Annotated in this window: 17 protein-coding genes; 7 read left to right on the top strand and 10 right to left on the bottom strand. The window is 56.5% G+C overall.

Annotation, left to right across the window (positions count from 1 at the left end; genetic code table 11):
• Positions 1-26: 26 nt before the first annotated feature.
• Together ABD735_RS09405 and ABD735_RS09410 are read right to left on the bottom strand one after the other, a co-directional pair.
• A complete protein-coding gene (locus ABD735_RS09405; protein WP_344805662.1) occupies positions 27-2,564 on the bottom strand; it encodes a hybrid sensor histidine kinase/response regulator in 2,538 nt (845 codons plus the stop codon).
• Positions 2,564-3,244, bottom strand: a complete 681-nt coding sequence (locus ABD735_RS09410; protein WP_344805664.1) for a response regulator transcription factor — start codon at positions 3,242-3,244, stop codon at positions 2,564-2,566. Before ABD735_RS09410 ends, ABD735_RS09405 begins: the two co-directional genes overlap by 1 nt.
• A gap of 145 nt (positions 3,245-3,389) precedes the next feature.
• Here ABD735_RS09410 and ABD735_RS09415 point away from each other — a divergent pair, with 145 nt between their 5' ends.
• Complete coding sequence (locus tag ABD735_RS09415; RefSeq protein ID WP_344805666.1) at positions 3,390-4,076, top strand: response regulator transcription factor; 687 nt, start codon at positions 3,390-3,392, stop codon at positions 4,074-4,076.
• 45 nt (positions 4,077-4,121) lie between these two features.
• Positions 4,122-4,859, top strand: a complete 738-nt coding sequence (locus tag ABD735_RS09420) for a DUF1552 domain-containing protein (RefSeq protein WP_344805668.1) — start codon at positions 4,122-4,124, stop codon at positions 4,857-4,859.
• Between the two features lie 159 nt (positions 4,860-5,018).
• On the opposite strand, the gene ABD735_RS09425 is transcribed toward ABD735_RS09420, so the two are convergent.
• From ABD735_RS09425 to ABD735_RS09435, 3 genes are all read right to left on the bottom strand, one after another.
• Positions 5,019-5,867: a class I SAM-dependent methyltransferase gene (locus ABD735_RS09425; protein ID WP_344805671.1), complete on the bottom strand. Its 849-nt coding sequence runs from the start codon at positions 5,865-5,867 to the stop codon at positions 5,019-5,021.
• A gap of 219 nt (positions 5,868-6,086) precedes the next feature.
• Entirely contained in the window at positions 6,087-7,271 is a 1,185-nt protein-coding gene (locus tag ABD735_RS09430) for an RICIN domain-containing protein (protein ID WP_344805673.1), read from the bottom strand.
• A gap of 28 nt (positions 7,272-7,299) precedes the next feature.
• Positions 7,300-8,172, bottom strand: a complete 873-nt coding sequence (locus ABD735_RS09435; RefSeq protein ID WP_344805674.1) for a hypothetical protein — start codon at positions 8,170-8,172, stop codon at positions 7,300-7,302.
• A gap of 239 nt (positions 8,173-8,411) precedes the next feature.
• Between ABD735_RS09435 and ABD735_RS09440 the strand changes: the two genes are divergently transcribed.
• Positions 8,412-8,786, top strand: a complete 375-nt coding sequence (locus ABD735_RS09440) for a DUF1622 domain-containing protein (protein ID WP_344805676.1) — start codon at positions 8,412-8,414, stop codon at positions 8,784-8,786.
• Here ABD735_RS09440 and ABD735_RS09445 read toward each other — a convergent pair.
• Together ABD735_RS09445 and ABD735_RS09450 are read right to left on the bottom strand one after the other, a co-directional pair.
• Positions 8,783-9,832: a lipase secretion chaperone gene (locus ABD735_RS09445; protein WP_344805678.1), complete on the bottom strand. Its 1,050-nt coding sequence runs from the start codon at positions 9,830-9,832 to the stop codon at positions 8,783-8,785. The genes ABD735_RS09440 and ABD735_RS09445 overlap by 4 nt on opposite strands.
• 52 nt (positions 9,833-9,884) lie before the next feature.
• Positions 9,885-10,850, bottom strand: coding sequence for an esterase/lipase family protein (locus ABD735_RS09450; protein ID WP_344805680.1), 966 nt, complete (start codon positions 10,848-10,850; stop codon positions 9,885-9,887).
• Between the two features lie 144 nt (positions 10,851-10,994).
• Between ABD735_RS09450 and ABD735_RS09455 the strand changes: the two genes are divergently transcribed.
• Positions 10,995-11,921 (top strand): helix-turn-helix domain-containing protein, encoded by a 927-nt coding sequence (locus tag ABD735_RS09455; protein WP_344805682.1) that lies wholly within the window; start codon positions 10,995-10,997, stop codon positions 11,919-11,921.
• 39 nt (positions 11,922-11,960) lie between these two features.
• Positions 11,961-12,584 carry a biliverdin-producing heme oxygenase gene (locus ABD735_RS09460; protein WP_344805684.1) on the top strand — a complete coding sequence of 208 codons (624 nt, stop codon included), beginning with the start codon at positions 11,961-11,963 and terminating at the stop codon, positions 12,582-12,584.
• A 38-nt stretch (positions 12,585-12,622) separates the two neighbouring features.
• Here ABD735_RS09460 and ABD735_RS09465 read toward each other — a convergent pair whose 3' ends face one another.
• Positions 12,623-14,260, bottom strand: a complete 1,638-nt coding sequence (locus ABD735_RS09465) for a methyl-accepting chemotaxis protein (RefSeq protein ID WP_344805686.1) — start codon at positions 14,258-14,260, stop codon at positions 12,623-12,625.
• A 184-nt stretch (positions 14,261-14,444) separates the two neighbouring features.
• On the opposite strand from ABD735_RS09465, the gene ABD735_RS09470 reads away from it, so the two are divergent.
• Positions 14,445-15,056 (top strand): TMEM165/GDT1 family protein, encoded by a 612-nt coding sequence (locus ABD735_RS09470; protein WP_344805688.1) that lies wholly within the window; start codon positions 14,445-14,447, stop codon positions 15,054-15,056.
• Here ABD735_RS09470 and ABD735_RS09475 read toward each other — a convergent pair.
• Positions 15,053-15,871, bottom strand: a complete 819-nt coding sequence (locus tag ABD735_RS09475) for a DUF1206 domain-containing protein (protein WP_344805690.1) — start codon at positions 15,869-15,871, stop codon at positions 15,053-15,055. The two genes, ABD735_RS09470 and ABD735_RS09475, sit on opposite strands and share 4 nt — an antisense overlap.
• Before the next feature lie 220 nt (positions 15,872-16,091).
• On the opposite strand from ABD735_RS09475, the gene ABD735_RS09480 reads away from it, so the two are divergent.
• Positions 16,092-17,876: a sulfatase-like hydrolase/transferase gene (locus tag ABD735_RS09480; protein ID WP_344805692.1), complete on the top strand. Its 1,785-nt coding sequence runs from the start codon at positions 16,092-16,094 to the stop codon at positions 17,874-17,876.
• On the opposite strand, the gene ABD735_RS09485 is transcribed toward ABD735_RS09480, so the two are convergent.
• Positions 17,823-18,641, bottom strand: coding sequence for a glycerophosphodiester phosphodiesterase (locus ABD735_RS09485; protein ID WP_344805694.1), 819 nt, complete (start codon positions 18,639-18,641; stop codon positions 17,823-17,825). The genes ABD735_RS09480 and ABD735_RS09485 overlap by 54 nt on opposite strands.
• Position 18,642: the final 1 nt, after the last annotated feature.

Genomic DNA, 18,642 nt, shown 5'->3' on the forward strand with positions numbered 1-18,642 from the left:
CATAAATGTGAAATGCCAGCTGCGAATCAAACTTCCGATATTGCCTCGGCCGGCACAACATCGCCGGCGTTGCGGATAAAACCTTCGATGACTGCCCGCAGGCGGCTGGGTTTCAAGGGTTTGTGCAGTAGTACAATCGAGCGGTCGTCTATGGTAACGCCAATATCACCTGATACGATGAGCACCGGAATGTCGCGCTGGAGGCGCGCACGAAGAGTGCGAGCCAACGTCAGGCCAGTGTCTTCCCCCGGCAAGCGAAAGTCGAGCACCAGAAAATCTGGTTCCCACTGGTCCGTGAGCGCTTGCAGCGCCGCGGGCGTGGAAGCGACGGCATGGCAGTCCAGGCCCCAGTTCAGCAGCAAGCATCTGGTGGCTTTACGCGCCAGATAATCATCGTCTACCAATAGCACCCTGAGCTTTGAACTCGCTATCCAGTCCGGACTCGAATCGTCCATGAGCTGTGGGGTCGAAGGCTGTTCGTGCACGACAGGCAGGCCGATACGGAACTGGCATCCGGCACCGGGCGTGGACTCCAGCGTCAGCGAGAACCCCATGACTTCGGTGAGGCGTCTGCAGAGCGCCAGTCCAAGCCCCATGCCCTTGCTTCGATTTCGCTCTGGATTATGCAATTGGTAAAAGGCTTCGAAGATGGGGCCGTGTTCGTGGGCAGCGATGCCTATGCCGTTGTCGGTTACGAGAATTTCACAGGTACTGCGCTCGCTATTAGGCAACACGGCTATCGTCAACTGGCTGCAATTGGCATGTTGAACGGCGTTGTCCACCAGGATCGACAATATCCGAAACATCAGCACCGGGTCCGCATTGGCAGCCAGGCCCTCAAGACGTACAGGTTCGAAGACCAGCGTGACACCAGCCTTGGTGCAGACAGGCCGCATTGTTTCGGTAAAGCTGAGCAACAGCGGCCCGAGAGACAATGACTGCAACTGAGGCTCGAGCAGATCGTTGTCGAGCTTCGACAGATCGAACAGGGTATCGATGAGATTCACCAGGTCTCCCACGGCCTGCCGCATATAGCGGCTGGTCTCGAGCAAATTGCCGGTGGGCCGTCTGCCAGATTTCGGCAGCCCTTCCGATAGCAGAGCCAGGGCATGTAGTGGCTGGCGAATATCGTGCGAGGCTGCCGCCAGAAAGCGGGCCTTCTCTTCGTTTGCCTGTTCGGCTTCCTGCTTCGCCCGCTGTAGCTCTGCCAGCGCCAGTTCAAGCTCTACTGTACGTGCACTCACCTGCTGCTCGAGCGCTTCCGAGGTCTGGCGCTCCACTGCGAGCAAACGAGCCTGGGTAGAGCGCGCCATCAATTCGTAATCGAGCGCTCGTTGCTTGGCCTGCATTTTCGAACGACGCTGCAACTTGACCCGCTCACTCACCGAGAGCAGGAAGATGACTGAAGACGCCACGCTGCCGAATAGCTGTAGATGCTCGGTGTACACGGTCATGGGCAGCCAGCCAACTTTATTGAGCGCCAGCAGAACAGTGCCGATGAAGAAGATGACCATGCCTGCAGAATAATAGATGGCCGCCCAGTGTTGCCTCAGGCTGCTATAGATGCCGATCCATACACCGACCGCGACAAAGGCGAGGGCCTTGAGAATGATGAGCTGCCAGAACCAGTGAACCGGGATGGGAAACATGATCATTGACAGCCATGTGAAAGCGGACAGACAGATCATGGTCGACAAGATTCGGGTCGAGGACGAGCGATTGCCACGAGTGCGCATTTGCTCACGGGTGAACAGAATTGCCGCCATCTCCGCCAGCGTTATAAAGGTAAAGATGAGCCCGGTTGAACGCCATTCGTTATCAGAGAAAGCCCACTGTGCACCCACACCCTGAAGACTGCCCTGAACCAGTGCTATGCAGCCGATAAACACGCTGTAATAGGTCAAAGCAGCATCTCGTAGCACCCACCCGACTATCAGTGAAATAGTCGCCAGTATACCCAGCGCACCGAGTGCAAAATGCAGGGCAGACAGCGTTTCGAGTTCGCTGACAAGATGTCTGGAATACGGAACCACTGACATCGGAGCCTGAGAGGCCCAGTCAGTTTTCATATAAACGAACAGCGTGTACCGGCGCTCAGCTTCCATGTTCAGGGGCACGATGTGGTAGCGACCAGGATAAGCCAGACGGTCCTGTGATGTGTCCAGTTCAAGTGGCTTTGCCGCAGGGTACTCGACCCACCAGACCCGCAACTCGCTCACATGCGTGTTATGCAGCACCGCCACCCATTCATCATCGGCAAGCATCGATAAAGTAGCGAGGTCTGCCCTGAGCCAGAATCCATGACCATTGAAGCCTTCGTTGAAGACAGATCCGTCAGGCGGCTCCCAGGCTGACAGTGGCAGCGACATGACACTTGACGGTGAGCGCTGCGGCTGGTCCGGCAGGCTATAAAGATATGGGGAGAGGTTTCCGGTCTTCAGGGCGGCTGACGTCAGCAAAAGCGCCGGGCTCGCCGACTCGTCTTCGAGAGAAGCCGAGGCCGTGCCTGCACAGGCGATCAGCCAGAGCAAGGTCAGGCCTATGACTGATAAAACAGGAGACATCAGACCCAGCCCAGGCGGATTCCCTTGACGACGCAGGCAGTTCGGTTTGGCACCTGCATTTTCTGGAAAAGGGCTCGCAGATGCGTCCTGAGCGTAGAATCGGAGATACCGAGTTCCTTGCAGATCTGGCTGTTTTCCAGACCGGTTGCCAGCTTCTGCAACACTTCCAGCTCCCGCGAGGTAATATCGTCCAGCGTTTCCCCAGGGCAGACATGAGACAGACCCATTTCAAACACCGTGTCACCTGCCAGCAATCGACTGCAGATTGACTCCAGACTGGCATCGTCACTTCGCTTCGAAATCAGCCCAAGCGCGCCACGACGCCTTGCCGTCTCTACTGCCAGTGCATCGACCGCCCCCGTCAGAATAGCGATGGGCTGCCAGATACCCTCGTTTTGAAGGTCCACCAGCAAATCCAGGCCGTTTACGTCTGGCAGATTGATGTCGAGAAACACCAGGTCGAAAGGTTGATGTGTGAGTAGTGGCCGCGCAGCTGAGCCGCTAGTCGCGACCTGAAGACTAGCCTTGGGAAATATCCTGTGCACCGCGGATCGGAAACCTTCGGCGTACATGGGGTGGTCTTCGATCAGCAGAAACGACAACAGACCCTGCATTGGTTCGGTCATCAGTAGCTGGCGGTCATCTTCAAGCTGAGGGGCATACGCCTCGTGAACAGTCATATCCAAGTCCCTGATCCTGCTGCACTATTTTTATAAGGTTAACTAAATGCAATCATAAAGGCTTATTCGAAGCCTGACCGGATAACGGTCACATTCCGATCATAGATATGCCTTATAGCCAATAGGCAGCGAAGACTCGTCCGCTATGATGACGGCTCTCGGAGACAGTGCGCGCTACGCTGTCAGGGTGACCGTGATGCCGTTCAAGGATGAAGACACTCCCATGAAAACACCTCTGCGTTTCCTGCTCATCGAAGATCAGCCCTTCTATGCCGACGGCTTTCGAGCCGCTATCAAACGCCGAATACCAGGCTCCCACATCGTTCAGGTGGCTAGTGGCGGTGAGGCCAGGTCGGCCCTCAAGAGCTGCCGTTTCGACCTTGTCTTTGTCGATATCCAATTGAGGTCCGGCAGTGTGTTCGCGCTGCTTGACGAATTTCAGCGGAGCCAGCCCCAGCTCTCTGTCGTGGTCCTGCTTGAACGCCTCGATGCGCTATTGCTGGAGCGCGTGCGCAACTCGTTTGCCCGTGGCGCGCTTCTGAAGAACTGTACCGAAGATGAAATCGACACGATCTGTCGTCGCATCACCGACAACGCGGCCACTCTCGATTTGCCCCGCCCGGCACCAATGGCAGACGTGGAAATGCTGACCGCGCGTGAAGTCGATGTGCTGGAGAAACTGGTAGAAGGCATCGATAACAGCCAGATCTGCCAGGCCTGTGGTATCTCCGGCTCCACCCTGCGCACCCACCTGCGAAGAATGTTCAGGAAACTTGAGGTGACCAACAGAACAGCTTGCGTCGTCAAAGCCATGCGGCTTGGCTGGGTTTAGCCGATCAGTGTGAACGGGTCCACATAAGCTCGGCAAAACAATCGATTGTCGTCCAATCCGACGATGCTGACCCGGCTGAATGCCCGGCTGGGGACGAACGAACGCGAAAAGCTGGAGAAACATACGGCCAGTGTTCGTGAAGTGGAGCAGCGCATTCTTGATGGCGGCAGCCAGGGTGGTGTCTGCACCACTGGCAACTTCAACAGCGGTGGGTTTACCGTACCTGAAGGCTGGCATGGGTACCCACCCAAGATACACCTCGACGAGCATTTCGAGACGATCGGCAAGTTGCAGATGGATCTGATAACCCAGTCTTTCGCCTGTGACATGACCCGTGTCGCGACCCTGATGTGGTCGCACCCGGTCAGTCCTACCCGTGTAGAAAACATCGACCAGGGACATCACGACACCTCGCACTACGGTAATCGTGATAGTGCGACTGCCCAGAAATTCGTCCAGTACAAGCAGTACTTCATGCGGCAGTTTCGCTACCTGATCGAAAGCCTGGACAGCCGATTGGATAGCGATGGCAACAGCCTGCTGTTCAACTCCATCATTTTCCTTTGTTCGGAGCTGGGCGACAGTAATGACCACGATCACAAGGACATGCCGTTCATCCTGGCAGGCAATGCTGGTGGTGCATTGCAGACCGGTCGCTACCTGGATTTCGACGGCGATGCCCATACCAAACTGCTGGTATCTATTGCCAACATGATGGATGTATCAATTGACAGCTTTGGCTACACCGGGCATGGCCGAGGAGGTCTGAGCGGCCTGGTCTGACCGAAAACGCCTATCCCCCGCTGGACTGACAGCGAAAGGCGCTGGACCGAGGCCGTTGACCCAAGTGGCGGCCTCTGTTCTCCCATTGGCCGACGATCGTATGATCGCCGGCCTTTTTTATACCCGTCCGAACCGCCAGCACAGAGTGTTCAATGACTTTCAGGTACTGGCTCGCACCACTCTGAACAGACACTTCTGCAGCGCCCCAAACTGGCGACCGATCTCGGTATGGTCGGGATTGATGACGTCCACCTGCGGAAACCCTATTGCCTCGAACGCCTCGACGATCTCTGGTTCCCCAGTGAAATGCAGAGGAACCCGCTGACGCGTCAGCATTTCGATAGCGACCAGGCCGAGCTTCAGCATCTTCGACTCGTCATACACTGGTAGACGTGGCCAGATCTCGAAGAGGTAGCTGCTGCTGGGAAAAGTCGACAACTCGGCGTGAAGCCTCTGCCAGAACTCATGTATCACAGGCAGCCTGAAATAATTCACCAGGCCTTCAGTAATGATCAGCAAAGGCTTGGCCGGATCGACATTGGCAGCCAGAACTGACGGCAGACTCATGGCGCCACTTTCACGAAGTATATTGATGTCACAGAGCGTCAGACGCTTATCCTGCTTCTGGGCAGGCGTGAGCCGCTCGCGTTTCCAGGCCATCATCTGTGGCAGGTCAGCTTCGATATAGCGAAGGTCTCTGTCCGGATAAGCCTCCAGCATTCGCAGCGCACGTCCTGAGAGCCCGCTGGCTATTTCCAGGATCTGAGTGGTGCCATTTTCAATGTCCGCGCGAACCAGGTCGTCCATGAGCTGGTGCCTGACCAACAGCATGGATTCGAGGTTACTGCCATAAATCTGCTGGCTGATCCATCCAAAGGGCTGCTGCGCTCGATACAGGACCCGACCCAGGCCAGACCCCAGGTGTGGGGGCGACAGATCATGACGACACCACACCTGTCCAGTGAAGTGGCCGGTAAGACTCACGGGCGAACTATCAGTTTTCGCCATGGCAGACCCTCCTGTTGATGGCATAAAAGCGGATGCAACTATACAAGCCACTGGAGAATCGTAGCATGCAATCCACCTCACCCTGTTCTCGCCAGGACGCGATTTCTTGCACTTGATGAAATGGATGGTGGTGGAGAGGTAAGACTCAATGGAATGGAATAAGGCTAAGCGACGGCACCCATCATGGGCGCCCCTGGCGAGCGCCCACGATATCTGGGTTTAGAGCTGTTCCAGATAGAAACGCTGATTGTCGCCAGCGTGGCAGTTGTACTGCGTGGCATTGGCCAGATTGTTTCGATCGCCCCCGAAAATATCGAGGCAGATGCCACTGTGTTTGAAAGCCAGGTGCCTGAGACTACCACCAAGATCGGCCATCCTGATCTTCTGGTTGTCGCCGCCGTGACAGCTCCACTGATGAACGTTGGCACCGGCACCGCGTGAGACGCCCTGCACATCGACACACTTGCCACTATGCACGTTCTGCAGGAAGACATAGCCATCACCGGCATCGAGCATACGGAAACGCTGATTATTTCCACCGTGGCAATCATATTGCAGAATGTTGGCACCGTCTGCAGTCGACCAGTTGGCTATATCAAGGCAACGACCACTGTGCCTTGCTCTGAGCTGGTAGACAGCCTGACCCTGGGGCGCAGACAGGAAGCCGGCAATCTCGTTACGTACGTTGTTAAGCGCCATGGCCGCGTCAGCTTCGTTCTGTTGACCAGCAGGGACACCACAAGGCAAGCCCCTGCAACTCAGACGAGGGTTGGACATCATCGGCACCCACTGGGTATTGAAGACGCCCGGGTAGGCCATCGTCGTGGCAAATACGCCGTCTACACCATGACCAAGCGCATAACGGAAGCGTGAACCGCCACCGTCGCCCTGGCGGCGAGAGTGTGAGAGACCCATGGTATGACCCAGCTCATGTGCCAGCACCTGTGCGCCACAGCCTGGCCCTACGACGTTGAAGGCCCAGTCGCGGGACACCGCAACATACCCGACTCCACAGGCGCCCGTGCGGTGTAACTGTGTAACATAGTCGGCACCGACTTCCCTGCGCTTCTGCGCAATAGCGCCATCGACCCGAATGTTGCCGAGCACTTCGCCCATGCTGTTGCCAGGACTGTTCCGGTGCATGGTGCCCACCAGGCGGAACTGGATATCAATCTGACTGGCGCTGAAAATATTGTTGACCTGGGACACCCAGCCCCGCATTGCGGTATCAACCTGACCATTGAATCGGTTTCTGGACTCGTCGTCATAGACCACCAGCAGGTCGACCGTTGCGGCCTGTGCGGGCAGTAAGGCACCCACTGTCATAAGGGCTGCTGCTCCGAGCGCTGTCGTTCGGACGATTCGGCTACTGAACCGCTTGACCCGTTTGCTGAATGAATCCATGTATTGCTCTCCTGTCTGTCTGTTTTTCTTATGGTTGATCATGTGAGTGGCCAGCGTGCTCGCCGAAGGTTTCAGGCTCCAGATACACGACCTGAGACGGGGGACTTTCAATCAGCTCCGGGGGCACGACTATTTGCTGATCCTGCCCTTTGAAGAGGGTAGCGCCGCTGGCTATCCAGCCCTCGCTGCCATGGGCCTGAAGTTCAAAGATGCCGTCCGGCGTGGATATCCCACCCATGATCAGATCACCGCCCCGGGTGAGGGTAAATTCGTTTGGCGCATCGAGACCCGCGAGCTGGCCGGTCCAGGTGACGTTGCGACCGTTGTCTTCACTGCGCACGTCCTCGATGTAGGCCACGAGGGTCGTGTTCAGTTGGGCTATGGGGATCTCGAGCGTGTCGCCGGGCACTAGCGACTCGATCTTGAGCGGGTCGATGCGGACAAACTCGCGCCCGTCCTGCATTTCCTCCGCACTCAGGCCGAAGGACTGAGAAGGTGTCTCCAGCGGCTGCCAGGCCTCTGGCTCCTGGCTTGCGAGCCACAGCGCCCGAGGGTCGAAGTGCTGATTGTTACGGCGGACACTGACTGCGGTCACCCGATCCTGAAAGCTTGGGTAGTCCGGATTGCTGTCCGGCTGCTGGAGCAGGTCGACGACAGGGTCCGGCGTCGGCAATGAATCTGCGGCTTTACCAAGGTCAGATGGTACGGATCGAGGAAGTGCTGCAGTTGTCTGTTGGACCGGCGCCGCTGGAACCGTCTGGCTGGCTTGTCTGGCTTGAGTAAGCGATGAAGGTGACGACGCTTCAGCCTGCTCGGACTGGCTGTCTGCAATCATCCAGAGCAGCCCACCGAACGCCAGTGCATTGACCCCTGCGATGTATCCAACGAATGAGTATTTCATTGACCGGCTCAACTTCACGAAGAATATTGACCCGGACAATATGGCTTTCGCGCCACTTCGGCATCGTCGGAACCGACGAGTTGAGGCAGAAAGGTGTCAGCGCTGTGACAGAGCTCACGCCCTTGTAGAGACTATTGATACCCCCCACATTCAAACCCCTCCCGGCGCCAGCGCGTACACCTGCCTGAGCGCGACGACTTTGAACGCCAGCCGACACACTGGCGATGGAGGAATGCCGAATGACAGAACATGTTATGACAGTTGCCGGGTGGGCCGCAGCAGCCATTGAAATTGCAGGCATTGCCATCATCGTTGCTGTGTCGGCCTATGCGCTATTCGTCATGGTGGCCGGTCTTGTGAAGCGCAGCGACCTGAGAGCGGCTTTTCAGACATCCCGGCAGTCACTTGGCCAGGGCATCTTGCTGGGACTTGAATTTCTGGTAGCGGCTGACATCATTCATACGGTGGCCGTTGAGCTCACCTGGGACACCATAGGTGTACTCGCGGCTGTTGTCGTTATCCGCACATTTCTGAGTTTCACCCTGAATGTGGAACTGACAGGCCGATGGCCATGGCAGGAAAGCAAGCGTGAGGATCCGGACCTGTCGTCCTAGAGTTCGGATTCGAAGGCCCGCACCTCCAGCTGCTCCAGTTCGGAAAAACGCTCGCTACGAAGCCTTGCTATGGCCACCTCCTGATCAACCTGGCTGAGGCCGGATTCAAGCAGGCGCCTGCGCTCTGCCCCATAAGCTTGCAGGCGCTGTCGCCAGCGTGCACGCTCTTCATCGAGTTTTGCAAGATCCGCCGCCACGGCTTCACCATGAACCGCTGCCCTTTCCTGAAAAATCGCCTCGCGACTGGCACCCGCCTTCCGCATGGATTCTGCCCTGGTGTACAGTTCAGCATTCTGATTGACCTTGGCTCTCAGCTCACGAAGCTCCACTGGCAACTGCTGTTCCAACGCCGTAATGGCCTGACTTCGTTCGGCCTCACTGAGCGTCGTGTCGGAGGCGAGCGCCAGTTGCTGAACAGCAAACTGATCCTGCACTTCATCCAGCCCGAAAAAAGCCTGGAGCTCATCGGGCTCGAACAGACTGCCACGTAGCGCCTGCAAAGCCTGCATGCGGGCTTGCAGCGTTGTGACATCGAAACTGCCGTCTGCGGTCATCGTCGCTGACGTCTCGAGTTCCGCAAGGCCTAGTCGGTAGTCGACATATCGACCAAGCAGGTCTTTTGCTTCGCTGAGCGCTTTGCCTTCAAGCTGCGCAGCGAGCGCAAGATGAATACGGGCCAGTACGGTTTCAAGCGGCTCCTCCCCGAGGGCTGCCAAATAAAAGTCGAACAGCACCATGAGATCATAGGCAGGAACAAGATGACCGGCTGCATCTGTCGAGAGCGTGACGTCAGGCTCTGCGCCTGCCAGAGAAGGTGGCAGCGGCCCAGGATCGGCGCGATGCGCTGATGCTGTGACAGTAAGAGCGCTTTTCTTCAGTTGAGGGTTATCGACAGCCACATCAGGCTGGTCACTGGTATCCAGATCAACCCGATCATGCTCGGAAGATACGCTATTGGCCAGTCGGAATAGCAGCAGGAAGCAGATGGCGGCAATACCACCGGCTAAAAGGTACCGGCTGGTAGACGAAGACAATCGGGACTTCATGGCTGTACCTTGAAATGTCCGCTCCCGCAAGATGCGGGGCGGACTGGTGTGACTACAGACCTTCGTTCTTCAGACGATTGGCGTGGTTCTGAAACAGGGTCTCAGGCTTGATTTCAAACAGCGACACCATGCCCAGGATCTGATTGGTCACATCCAGGTGATTCATGTTGTAGTTGTCCTTCAGCACCTGCCCGAAATGGCTGGAACAGCGGCCGGTCACGCCATCGCTGGCCTCGGGAAACGGAATACCGGTGATGCCGAACAACGCATCGGAAAGATCGATCCCGGTGGTGAACTTCGACGTGCCGCTCCAGGAATACAGACGAATGGTGTGTCCAGCAATCGTGACCGATCCAGGCCCCTGGCCACAATAGTTCGCCGGCATCCCTGCAGGGAAATCCTGGCTGAATTTCGCAGCACCCGGCTTGTTGAATTCTGACAGCATGGAGTAGACATTCGCGTCGTCGATCCTGTTCCTGGACAACAGGTTAAGCAGGTCGCCGACTGCGTTGGCAAAGGCTTCAAAACCCATGCCCTGTAGCGAGCTCTGTGGTGCTATACCAGTCACGATATCTGCAAGCGGTGAACCGAGATGCGGCGTATGCATGGTGGTCACCGACGCGACGAGATCGGGTCTAGCATTCATCACATATCGAGCCGTAATACCGCCCTGGCTGTGTCCCATCAGGTTGAACTTGAGATTTGGCCGCTGACTAGTGACCCGGATGTGCAGCAATTGCTCGATGAGGCGGGCGCCTCTGCGTGCAGAACTGTCGAAGGCATTGATTCTGGCGGTATGGACTTCAGCCCCCTGAGCGCTCAAAGCGGCCGGAATCTTGTAGAAATGGTCGACACCGGCAATATTGTCGAACGCAAATATACCTGGCACGAGAACGATGGGGTGCTGCGTCTTCGAATTACTGTTACTGCTTTTCCACCAATCGAACCAGCCAGCTTGAGATTGGCTGGCCATGAGCATAGTCACCACAGTGACCATTGAGATCATCAGATTTTTCATAAGTCATCCTTGCATTATTTTTATGTGTCAATCGACCGCAAGGCTGACATCAGTGTCATTCAGGTGCTTGTAAGAACTGCTGGCATACGTGAAAACGCCGACTGGTTCAACGAACGCATGTGAAGTTGGGGGAATTCATCGAGTTTGGCCTTAGAATGGTCGGCACCGACATTAAGCGAATCTCGCGCGCCAGGAGCCAGTGCCCTGTCTACCCCAAACATTTCCAACCTGCTGTATCTGTGGGATCGGCGGACGCTGTTCATTGGTTCCCTCGCAGACCAGCTGGACATCACCCAGGCAGCCTCTGCACTCATCGTGAGCCTGGACGAACCGCTCCGGGTGAAGACCAGAGACATGCAGGCCGCCGTCAAATGCCAGAGCCTGCTGCTGGCGGCCGGTCAGACGGCTTCAGTGGAGCTGGGCGACGCCGTGGTAGCGGTGTGCTATCTCGACCCGCTGAACGACGACTACAGCGCGCTGTTACCACTCATGACCCGGGTGAGTCCGACACTGCATATCGGGATTCGTGAAGAACAGCTGTTTCAGCATGCCTTTCGTCGCATGACTGAGAAGACGCCCCGACCGGATGAGGCTTACGCCACGCTCGACCGACTTATCCTGCGGGGCAAGCCAGCGGGCACCGTGGCGGATCCCCGGGTGGCACGAGTAATCGAACTGATCAAGCAATCGGTCACCGAGAACCGTCCGGTCGAAGCCCTGGCGCAAGAGGTGAACTTATCGGTCTCGCGTCTGGTCGAACTCTTCCGCCAGCAGATTGGTGTGCCTATCCGTCGCTACCGGCAATGGCATCGCATGTACATCACGGCAGTAGGCGTGGCGCAGGGCCAGTCGCTGACTGAAGCTGCGATTGCCGCAGGCTTCACCGACTCACCCCACCTCTCCCACACATTTCGGACGATGTTTGGCATCCAGCCTTCAGTTATTTTTGCACAGCTGAGCCAGATGAAGGTCTTCGTACCTCTGCGTCCGGAGCTGGACGCTTCGTTACCCCGAGCGGCAACAAATATCAGACACACTGATCCAGTTAAGTCTTTCGCTCGAATGCATTGATATAGCATGTAAACATGCATTCAGGATCGACATACACCTATGAGTGACCCCCACCAGGCCCTGGCATTAGAGACCTGCTCCCTTTCGCTCGCGGCTGAACTCAAGCGGGCGACCGATACAGTTCATCTTCGTCTGCATCAGCATCCTCTGCTCGTTCAGCTTCATCAGACGACTTTGACCCGAAGTGGGTATTGCCAGGTACTCAATGCATTTTACGAGTTCTACAGCCTCTGGGAACCGAGGTATAGCAGCTCCACACCAGCGTTCAGCTATCAGGCCATGCCACTAAAGTGGCTGGCGCAGGATTTTGCGGTGCTCGATCGGCCATGCCCGCTGCCAGCCTGGCGGCAGGACACTGACAGGTCACCAGGTGGTCTGAGCGAAATGATTGGGTATTTGTATGTCAAACAGGGTTCAACACTCGGCGGTCAGCACATCAGTCGTCATGTGCAGCGGCAACTCGGACTGACGCCGGGAGAATCCCAGTTTTTCTTTCACGGTTTTGGCGATCGCACAGGCTTGTACTGGAAGGTGTTCCAGCGCTTTCTGAACGAAGTGGACCTGAGTGGTGAACTGGATATTGACGCAGCGAAGGCATCAGCGCTCAGCGCTTTTGAGAGCCTCGAAGCCATTCTGAATGGGAAGATCAAGGGAAAACAGTAAGCCGAAGGCCGGACGCTCTCACGTCCGGCCTCGTCTGCTCAAGTCTTGAAGAAGCTGACCTTGCCTGTCAGCTGATCTGCCAGTGCTGACAGTTTCCGACTGGACGACGCCACCTGATCTGAACCAGCCGATGTGGCGATAGTCGCATCGTGGATTCGCGTAATGTTCTTGTTCACTTCCTCGGCGACGTCACTCTGCTGATCAGCAGCGCTGGCGATCTGCACGTTCATATCCTTGATCGACCCGACTTCACGACCGATGCTGGCCAGCGCCTGTTCGGCTTCTCTGGTCTGCTCAACCGTCTTGCGCGCCAGGTCACGGCTGGTTTCCATTACAGCGGCAGCCTTGCCTGCACCTTCCTGCAACTTGCCGATCATGTCCTGGATTTCCCGAGTCGAATTCTGCGTGCGTGTCGCCAACGAACGGACCTCGTCGGCCACTACCGCAAAGCCCCGACCATGAGTACCCGCTCTGGCCGCCTCGATAGCCGCGTTCAGTGCCAGCAGGTTGGTCTGTTCTGCAATGGCGTTGATGACTTCGACGATGGTTTCGATATTGCCACTGTCCTTCGACACGCCGTGTACCGTTTCAGCCGCCTGCTCCAGTGTCTGCGCCAGCTTGTTGATAGCCGTGGCAGATTCCTGAACCACCCGGTTGCCGGTTTTCACTTCCTGATCCGCAGTCTGCGTGGCTTCGGCCGCCTGAGCGGCATACCTGGCTACTTCCGATACCGAGGAAGCCATTTCATTGATGGCAGCCGCCATCTGTTCGGTCTCGCGGGACTGCACCTGAATCTGCGAACTATTCTGGTCAGACGTGCGCAGCAGCTCAGCAGATGAACTCGTCAGTGCATCGGCGCTTGAGCGCGCTTCGCGCATGGTGTCCATCAAGCGTACCAGCGTTGTTCGCAACGCCCCCATCACGCTGTTGTCATACTGCGTGTGAATATCCTGTTTCAGCTGGCCATCGGCAAGACGATGAATGGCTTCGGCTACCTCATACGGCTCTGCACCCAGTGTCCGCTTCAGATTTCGGATGATCAGTATCGAGACAACGATGCTGACGAGCAGCGCCAGACCAGTCATGAGCAGTATTGTCGTACCGAATGCACCGGCTACTTCGCGGACGCTGGTCAACTCGGCTCTGATCAGGGACTCTTCGTAGTCAATGAAGGCATTGATGCGCTTGAGCCACTCCGAATAGGCGGGTGACACTTCGGACAGCAGGAAGTCACGCGCACCGTCGATATCACCGCTCTGTCGCTGACTGATGAGTCGGGCAGTCAGTGCCAGCGTTGTTTTTTCGATCTCCTGTATACGATTCAGCAGGCTGGTTTCCTCGCTGGTCTTGCCTTTCTCCGAGAAAAGTCGGGCCATGGTGCCGGCAGACTTCTGGTAGAAATCGTTGAGACGCTCGACCTCGAGCAGATGCTGTTTCAGCGCCTGATCGTCCTGCACAAGTACGGCATCACGAATGGCGATGGCCCGGTCGTGAACGCTACCCCGGAAATTGATAGCCTGACGCTGCTTGTCTGATGCGCCTTCGCTGACTTCAGTCAGTGTGGTGTCGATGTAGCCTACGCGATTGATACCGATCAGACTGATCGCCACCATGAGGAGGAAAACGAGGCCGAAGCCGAACCCCAGACGCTGGGCGATAGAAAGCTGTGCAGGCATAGAACCGTGACCTCAAGTAAACAAAGATAAGTTTTTCTGCTGAAAAGATAGGCTACAAAGTGTGATTTGAGTAGCAAATGACCAGCAAGAACTGTGACGACCTGTAATCCGGGTGCAAGCAGCCCTCAGTCGACAGCACGGGCGATCGAGTCTATGATGCCGTGCCCGACGTGAACGAGCCGGGATGTCCACCACAGTCAAGGAGTTAACGGTCTTGGAAGCCTTTCTGATTTCCACAGGCATAGTGGCGCTGGCCGAGATAGGCGACAAGACGCAGCTACTGGCTTTCATCCTGGCCGCGCGTTATCGGAAACCCCTGCCAATCGTGCTTGGTATCCTCGTAGCCACCCTGCTCAACCATGGTCTGGCGGGTGCATTGGGCGCCTGGCTCACCTCATTGATCTCGGCCGAGCATCTGCGCTGGATTCTTGGCGCATCCTTTCTGGCCATGGCGGTCTGGATACTGGTCCCGGATAAAATAGATGAGGACGATCTCGGCCGCACGCGCTATGGCGCCTTCACGGCTACGCTTGTCGCGTTTTTCCTGGCTGAAATGGGCGACAAGACACAGATCGCGACAGTGGCCCTGGCCGCCCAATACGAGGCACTGTTCGCAGTAGTCATGGGCACGACGCTCGGCATGATGATAGCCAACGTGCCCGCAGTGTATGTTGGTGAGAAACTGGCGCACCGCATGCCGGTGCGCCTGGTTCACAGCATTGCAGCGCTTATCTTTGCACTCCTTGGTATCGCGATTCTGGCCGGTGTGGGCGCATCCCTCGGCCTGGAAGGCTAATTTAGGCGGGTACGCCGATACTTCGCTTCGAAGCCGCAGAACACCCCGTAGGCCACGAGGCCTGCGCCAACAGCTGCCAGTAGCCATGGGCCGTACGGTTGTTGAAGCAAGGTTTGCAAGACCTCCTTCATTCCGCCCGCTTCCTGAGGATTGGTAGTCCAGGCAGCCTGTACGAAGAAGATGCCAACCAGAAGATAGACGATGCCCCTGGCCGCACAGCCACCTCTTCCGGCCTTGCAACTGGCATCGATTTCATTCCGACTCATCTCACCCTGGCGAAACTTGCTGATAAAATCGGCTTTCCAGGCATGTTTGAACTGGACGAGCGCCAGTGCAATCACGATCGCTCCGAGCAGGCCCACTAGCCACAGGCCCCACTCCATGCTCATCAGCTGAGCCGTCATACTCTCGGTCTGGTTACCACTGGAACCGCCGGAGCTGGTGCCACTGGCCATTTTCGCTGCCAGAAGAGCGCCGGTGCCGTAGATGAGTCCAGTGACGACAAAGAAGAAACGCTTGATATAACCTTTGGCGTCGTCGCTGACGTTCTCGGTGTTCTTGATGGCCTGCACCAATCGCCAGAAGGCGTAGCACACTAGCCCCAGCGCCACCAGGCCAAGCAGAATCCTGCCGAAAGGTTGTTGCAGTATTTCCTGAAATACGCCCTTCTGCGACAGCTGTTCACTGCTCTGCGAACCGAAGGCCGCCAGGATGGCGAGCGCTCCCAGCAGCACATACACCACCATTTTAGCGCTATAGCCCGCTCGCGCGGCATATTCTATCCAGTCTTTCTTGTCGTTAGATCCTGGCTTCATTGCTTAACCTCCTGCAGTTACCTCTGCATTTACGGGCCAACGAAGCGTTTCGGTCAGTAGCACTCAGAACCAGCGCCGATCGGTTGACTTGACAGAAGGCCTGATGTTAAATGCGCGCGCTGCTAAGCCTGCCATAAACAGGCATATCATTCCGCCCTGCAGGCCAATCCGGCTTGATTGATGTCAAATCTGGCTGGCGGTTCCTGAGAGGCGACTACGTATGTTTCCGGCGTTTACAGCCAATTTCGGCCTGAGCGGTCCATCCTTGCGCCGAACAGGGCTCATGGTCGGCCTCGCGATTCTGACGACCATATTGCTGCTCGCGGACGATTTCCTCCAACAGCTGTACACGGCCAACAACCGCGCCGAGCTCGAACTATCCTACGTATTCGTCCTCTGGGTCATCAGTCTCTGTCTCTGGCTTTGCGGCCGCCCATGGTTCGTGAACCTCATCCTCGCGCTGTTCGCCTTCATGCAGCTGCTGCAGATCTCCCATATCTCGTATATCGGAGATCCGCTCACTGCCATCGATATCAGCAAACTCTTCTCGGAACGACATGAGATTGGGGTGGCCATCAACAGCACCTTCAAGGATCACTGGCCTGCTTTGCTGGCCTGGGGCATCCCTTATGCCTTTCTATTCGGCGTGTACAACTGGGGAATCCGACATTTCCGGATCCAGCGCTCATGGATTCCACTGATCATCGTGGTGCTGATACTCGGCAGCAAACCAAACCGCGCCATCACACGCGACATGCTCGCCTTCATGCCGGGCGCCGCGCGCAGCTCGCTGCATAACTCGATCAATGTGTTCAGTTACTATGCCGTACGCATGATGGGTCGGGACAAGACAGTGGAGGGGCCCGATTATGCGCCCTATACCATCAGCCGAACTGAGCCTGTCGATCCGCCAGAAAATATCTGGATCCTGATGCCGGACTCCGTTCGCTCGGATCGCCTGGGAATTGGTGGATATCACCGCGATACTACCCCTCACCTGTCAGCGCTCTGGGCACGGGGCGAGCTGCAGGCTGCGCAGGGCATCGCCGCTTCGGTCGCCACCGGCTCATCTCTACCGCTATTCATGAATGTCATTGCAGAGCCAGGCAATTTCCAGGCACTCGAAGATCGCACGGCCAATATGTTCAGGCTGGCCCAGGAAGCTGGATACAAGACGTTCTGGATATCCACCCAGGAGTCCAAAATGATGAATGGTATCGGTAGCCGCTACATCGACGTGCATATTACCGAAGAAGACAACCCTATCGATTTGAACATGAAGGGTGACAAGGCTGTACTGGATTGGCTGAAAACCCAGACCTGGGGTGAGCGCAACTTTGTGGTCATCAATCTGCGCAGCACCCACTCCCCTTATGAGGAGGCCTACGCTGCCGAAGATGAAGACTTTGCACGCTGGCCCGATGGCGCGGAAGTCGACTATGACACACGCATGTCGAACGCCTATGACAACGCCGTGGTCTACCTCGACGAAATTCTCGCCTCCTCAATAGAGTTCCTCAGCGATAATTTCGATGGTGATCATTTGTGGCTCTTTACCTCAGACCACGGGCAGGAGCTTGGTGAAGACAAGCTCTGGGGACACAATCGCCTGACCGCGAACGTTGCCGGCGTCCCGATTGTCATGCACCAGAAGCATGATGATGATAGCGCTATCAGATATCGCCTGCCAGACGCACAGTTCATCAGTCACTACGAGATCGGTCAATGGCTGCTCGGCACCATGGGCTACGAACTCGACAATCCCAACCAGCAGCAGAGCGTGCACTATTTCCAGGGTGAGAAGCTGCATGAAGACAACCTCTACATGCGGGTAGTCGAGAACGAAAACAGCCTGGTGTTCTGCCGCCCCACGCTGGTGAGTCGACACGCCCGAAATGAAGCCTGTCGACCCGATTTCACCATGCAGGCCCTACCGTGGGGAGATATCAGGCTAGTCGACAGCGACCGAACAGCTATCGAAGGCAAAAAAGTCCTTATCCGTTAGTACCACGCGAATATTCGGATGCAGCGCATAGCGCTCAAATTCCGACTCATCATTGACGGTACTGACCAGAATCGCCACTTCGTCGCCAAAGGCTTCGGCCACCTTCTCCCCGTAGCGATAGTCATTCATCGACAGCGCGCTGAACGGCCCCCAGGTATACGTCATCTTCATGAAATACACGTTCAGCCAGAATAAGGGGGCCGCGTATTTCGCATTCGGACTGATCATGTAACTGGTATGAATCGACTCATCGCTCAGTCTCCCCAGATACAGCGGGTTGCGTGACTCAACCAGTGCACGATCCTGCAGGCCGTAAGATTTTATCGCCATGGCCAGCTTTGCCACTGCTGCTAGCGCGTCCTGCGGCCACAGTTCACCCAGGTTTTTCGCATCCAGCCAGAGATAAGTGTCTTGTGGGAATTCGGCGAGCAGTTGATCCAGTGTCAGCAGCTCACCGTCGGTTCGCTGGTAGGGTTCGTCATGAGAGACGATGAACTGCTCCGTAGGCTCGTCGTATAGAATATCGACCTCGACCCCTGTGGCGCCCATAGCAGCCGCTGCTCTCACGCTACCGAGGGTGTTTTCCTCGTGCTCGCCAACGAAGCCACGGTGCGCCCAGGCCTTGCGGCATCCATCGAACAGTGATCGAGCCTGCGAGACTGCCACTTCGTAGCGCCAATCTATCAGTACCTTGGCCGCGACGATAAATATGATGAACATCAGGGCAGCGATCATGCGTTTGCGCCAAGGCTTAGCGCCGGTCATC

Origin of the sequence: Allohahella marinimesophila, assembly GCF_039538005.1 — a bacterium.
GTDB classification, from domain to species: domain Bacteria; phylum Pseudomonadota; class Gammaproteobacteria; order Pseudomonadales; family Oleiphilaceae; genus Allohahella; species Allohahella marinimesophila.

What these genes read in the sequence shown, in the direction of transcription:
- ABD735_RS09485 (WP_344805694.1), bottom strand. Translation starts at nt 18,641, where the DNA reads ATGACCGGCGCTAAGCCTTGGCGCAAACGCATGATCGCTGCCCTGATG.
- ABD735_RS09425 (WP_344805671.1), bottom strand. Translation starts at nt 5,867, where the DNA reads ATGGCGAAAACTGATAGTTCGCCCGTGAGTCTTACCGGCCACTTCACT.
- ABD735_RS09415 (WP_344805666.1), top strand. Translation starts at nt 3,390, where the DNA reads ATGATGACGGCTCTCGGAGACAGTGCGCGCTACGCTGTCAGGGTGACC.
- ABD735_RS09435 (WP_344805674.1), bottom strand. Translation starts at nt 8,172, where the DNA reads ATGAAATACTCATTCGTTGGATACATCGCAGGGGTCAATGCACTGGCG.
- ABD735_RS09460 (WP_344805684.1), top strand. Translation starts at nt 11,961, where the DNA reads ATGAGTGACCCCCACCAGGCCCTGGCATTAGAGACCTGCTCCCTTTCG.
- ABD735_RS09440 (WP_344805676.1), top strand. Translation starts at nt 8,412, where the DNA reads ATGACAGAACATGTTATGACAGTTGCCGGGTGGGCCGCAGCAGCCATT.
- ABD735_RS09430 (WP_344805673.1), bottom strand. Translation starts at nt 7,271, where the DNA reads ATGGATTCATTCAGCAAACGGGTCAAGCGGTTCAGTAGCCGAATCGTC.
- ABD735_RS09410 (WP_344805664.1), bottom strand. Translation starts at nt 3,244, where the DNA reads ATGACTGTTCACGAGGCGTATGCCCCTCAGCTTGAAGATGACCGCCAG.
- ABD735_RS09480 (WP_344805692.1), top strand. Translation starts at nt 16,092, where the DNA reads ATGTTTCCGGCGTTTACAGCCAATTTCGGCCTGAGCGGTCCATCCTTG.
- ABD735_RS09470 (WP_344805688.1), top strand. Translation starts at nt 14,445, where the DNA reads ATGTCCACCACAGTCAAGGAGTTAACGGTCTTGGAAGCCTTTCTGATT.
- ABD735_RS09450 (WP_344805680.1), bottom strand. Translation starts at nt 10,850, where the DNA reads ATGAAAAATCTGATGATCTCAATGGTCACTGTGGTGACTATGCTCATG.
- ABD735_RS09465 (WP_344805686.1), bottom strand. Translation starts at nt 14,260, where the DNA reads ATGCCTGCACAGCTTTCTATCGCCCAGCGTCTGGGGTTCGGCTTCGGC.
- ABD735_RS09475 (WP_344805690.1), bottom strand. Translation starts at nt 15,871, where the DNA reads ATGAAGCCAGGATCTAACGACAAGAAAGACTGGATAGAATATGCCGCG.
- ABD735_RS09405 (WP_344805662.1), bottom strand. Translation starts at nt 2,564, where the DNA reads ATGTCTCCTGTTTTATCAGTCATAGGCCTGACCTTGCTCTGGCTGATC.
- ABD735_RS09445 (WP_344805678.1), bottom strand. Translation starts at nt 9,832, where the DNA reads ATGAAGTCCCGATTGTCTTCGTCTACCAGCCGGTACCTTTTAGCCGGT.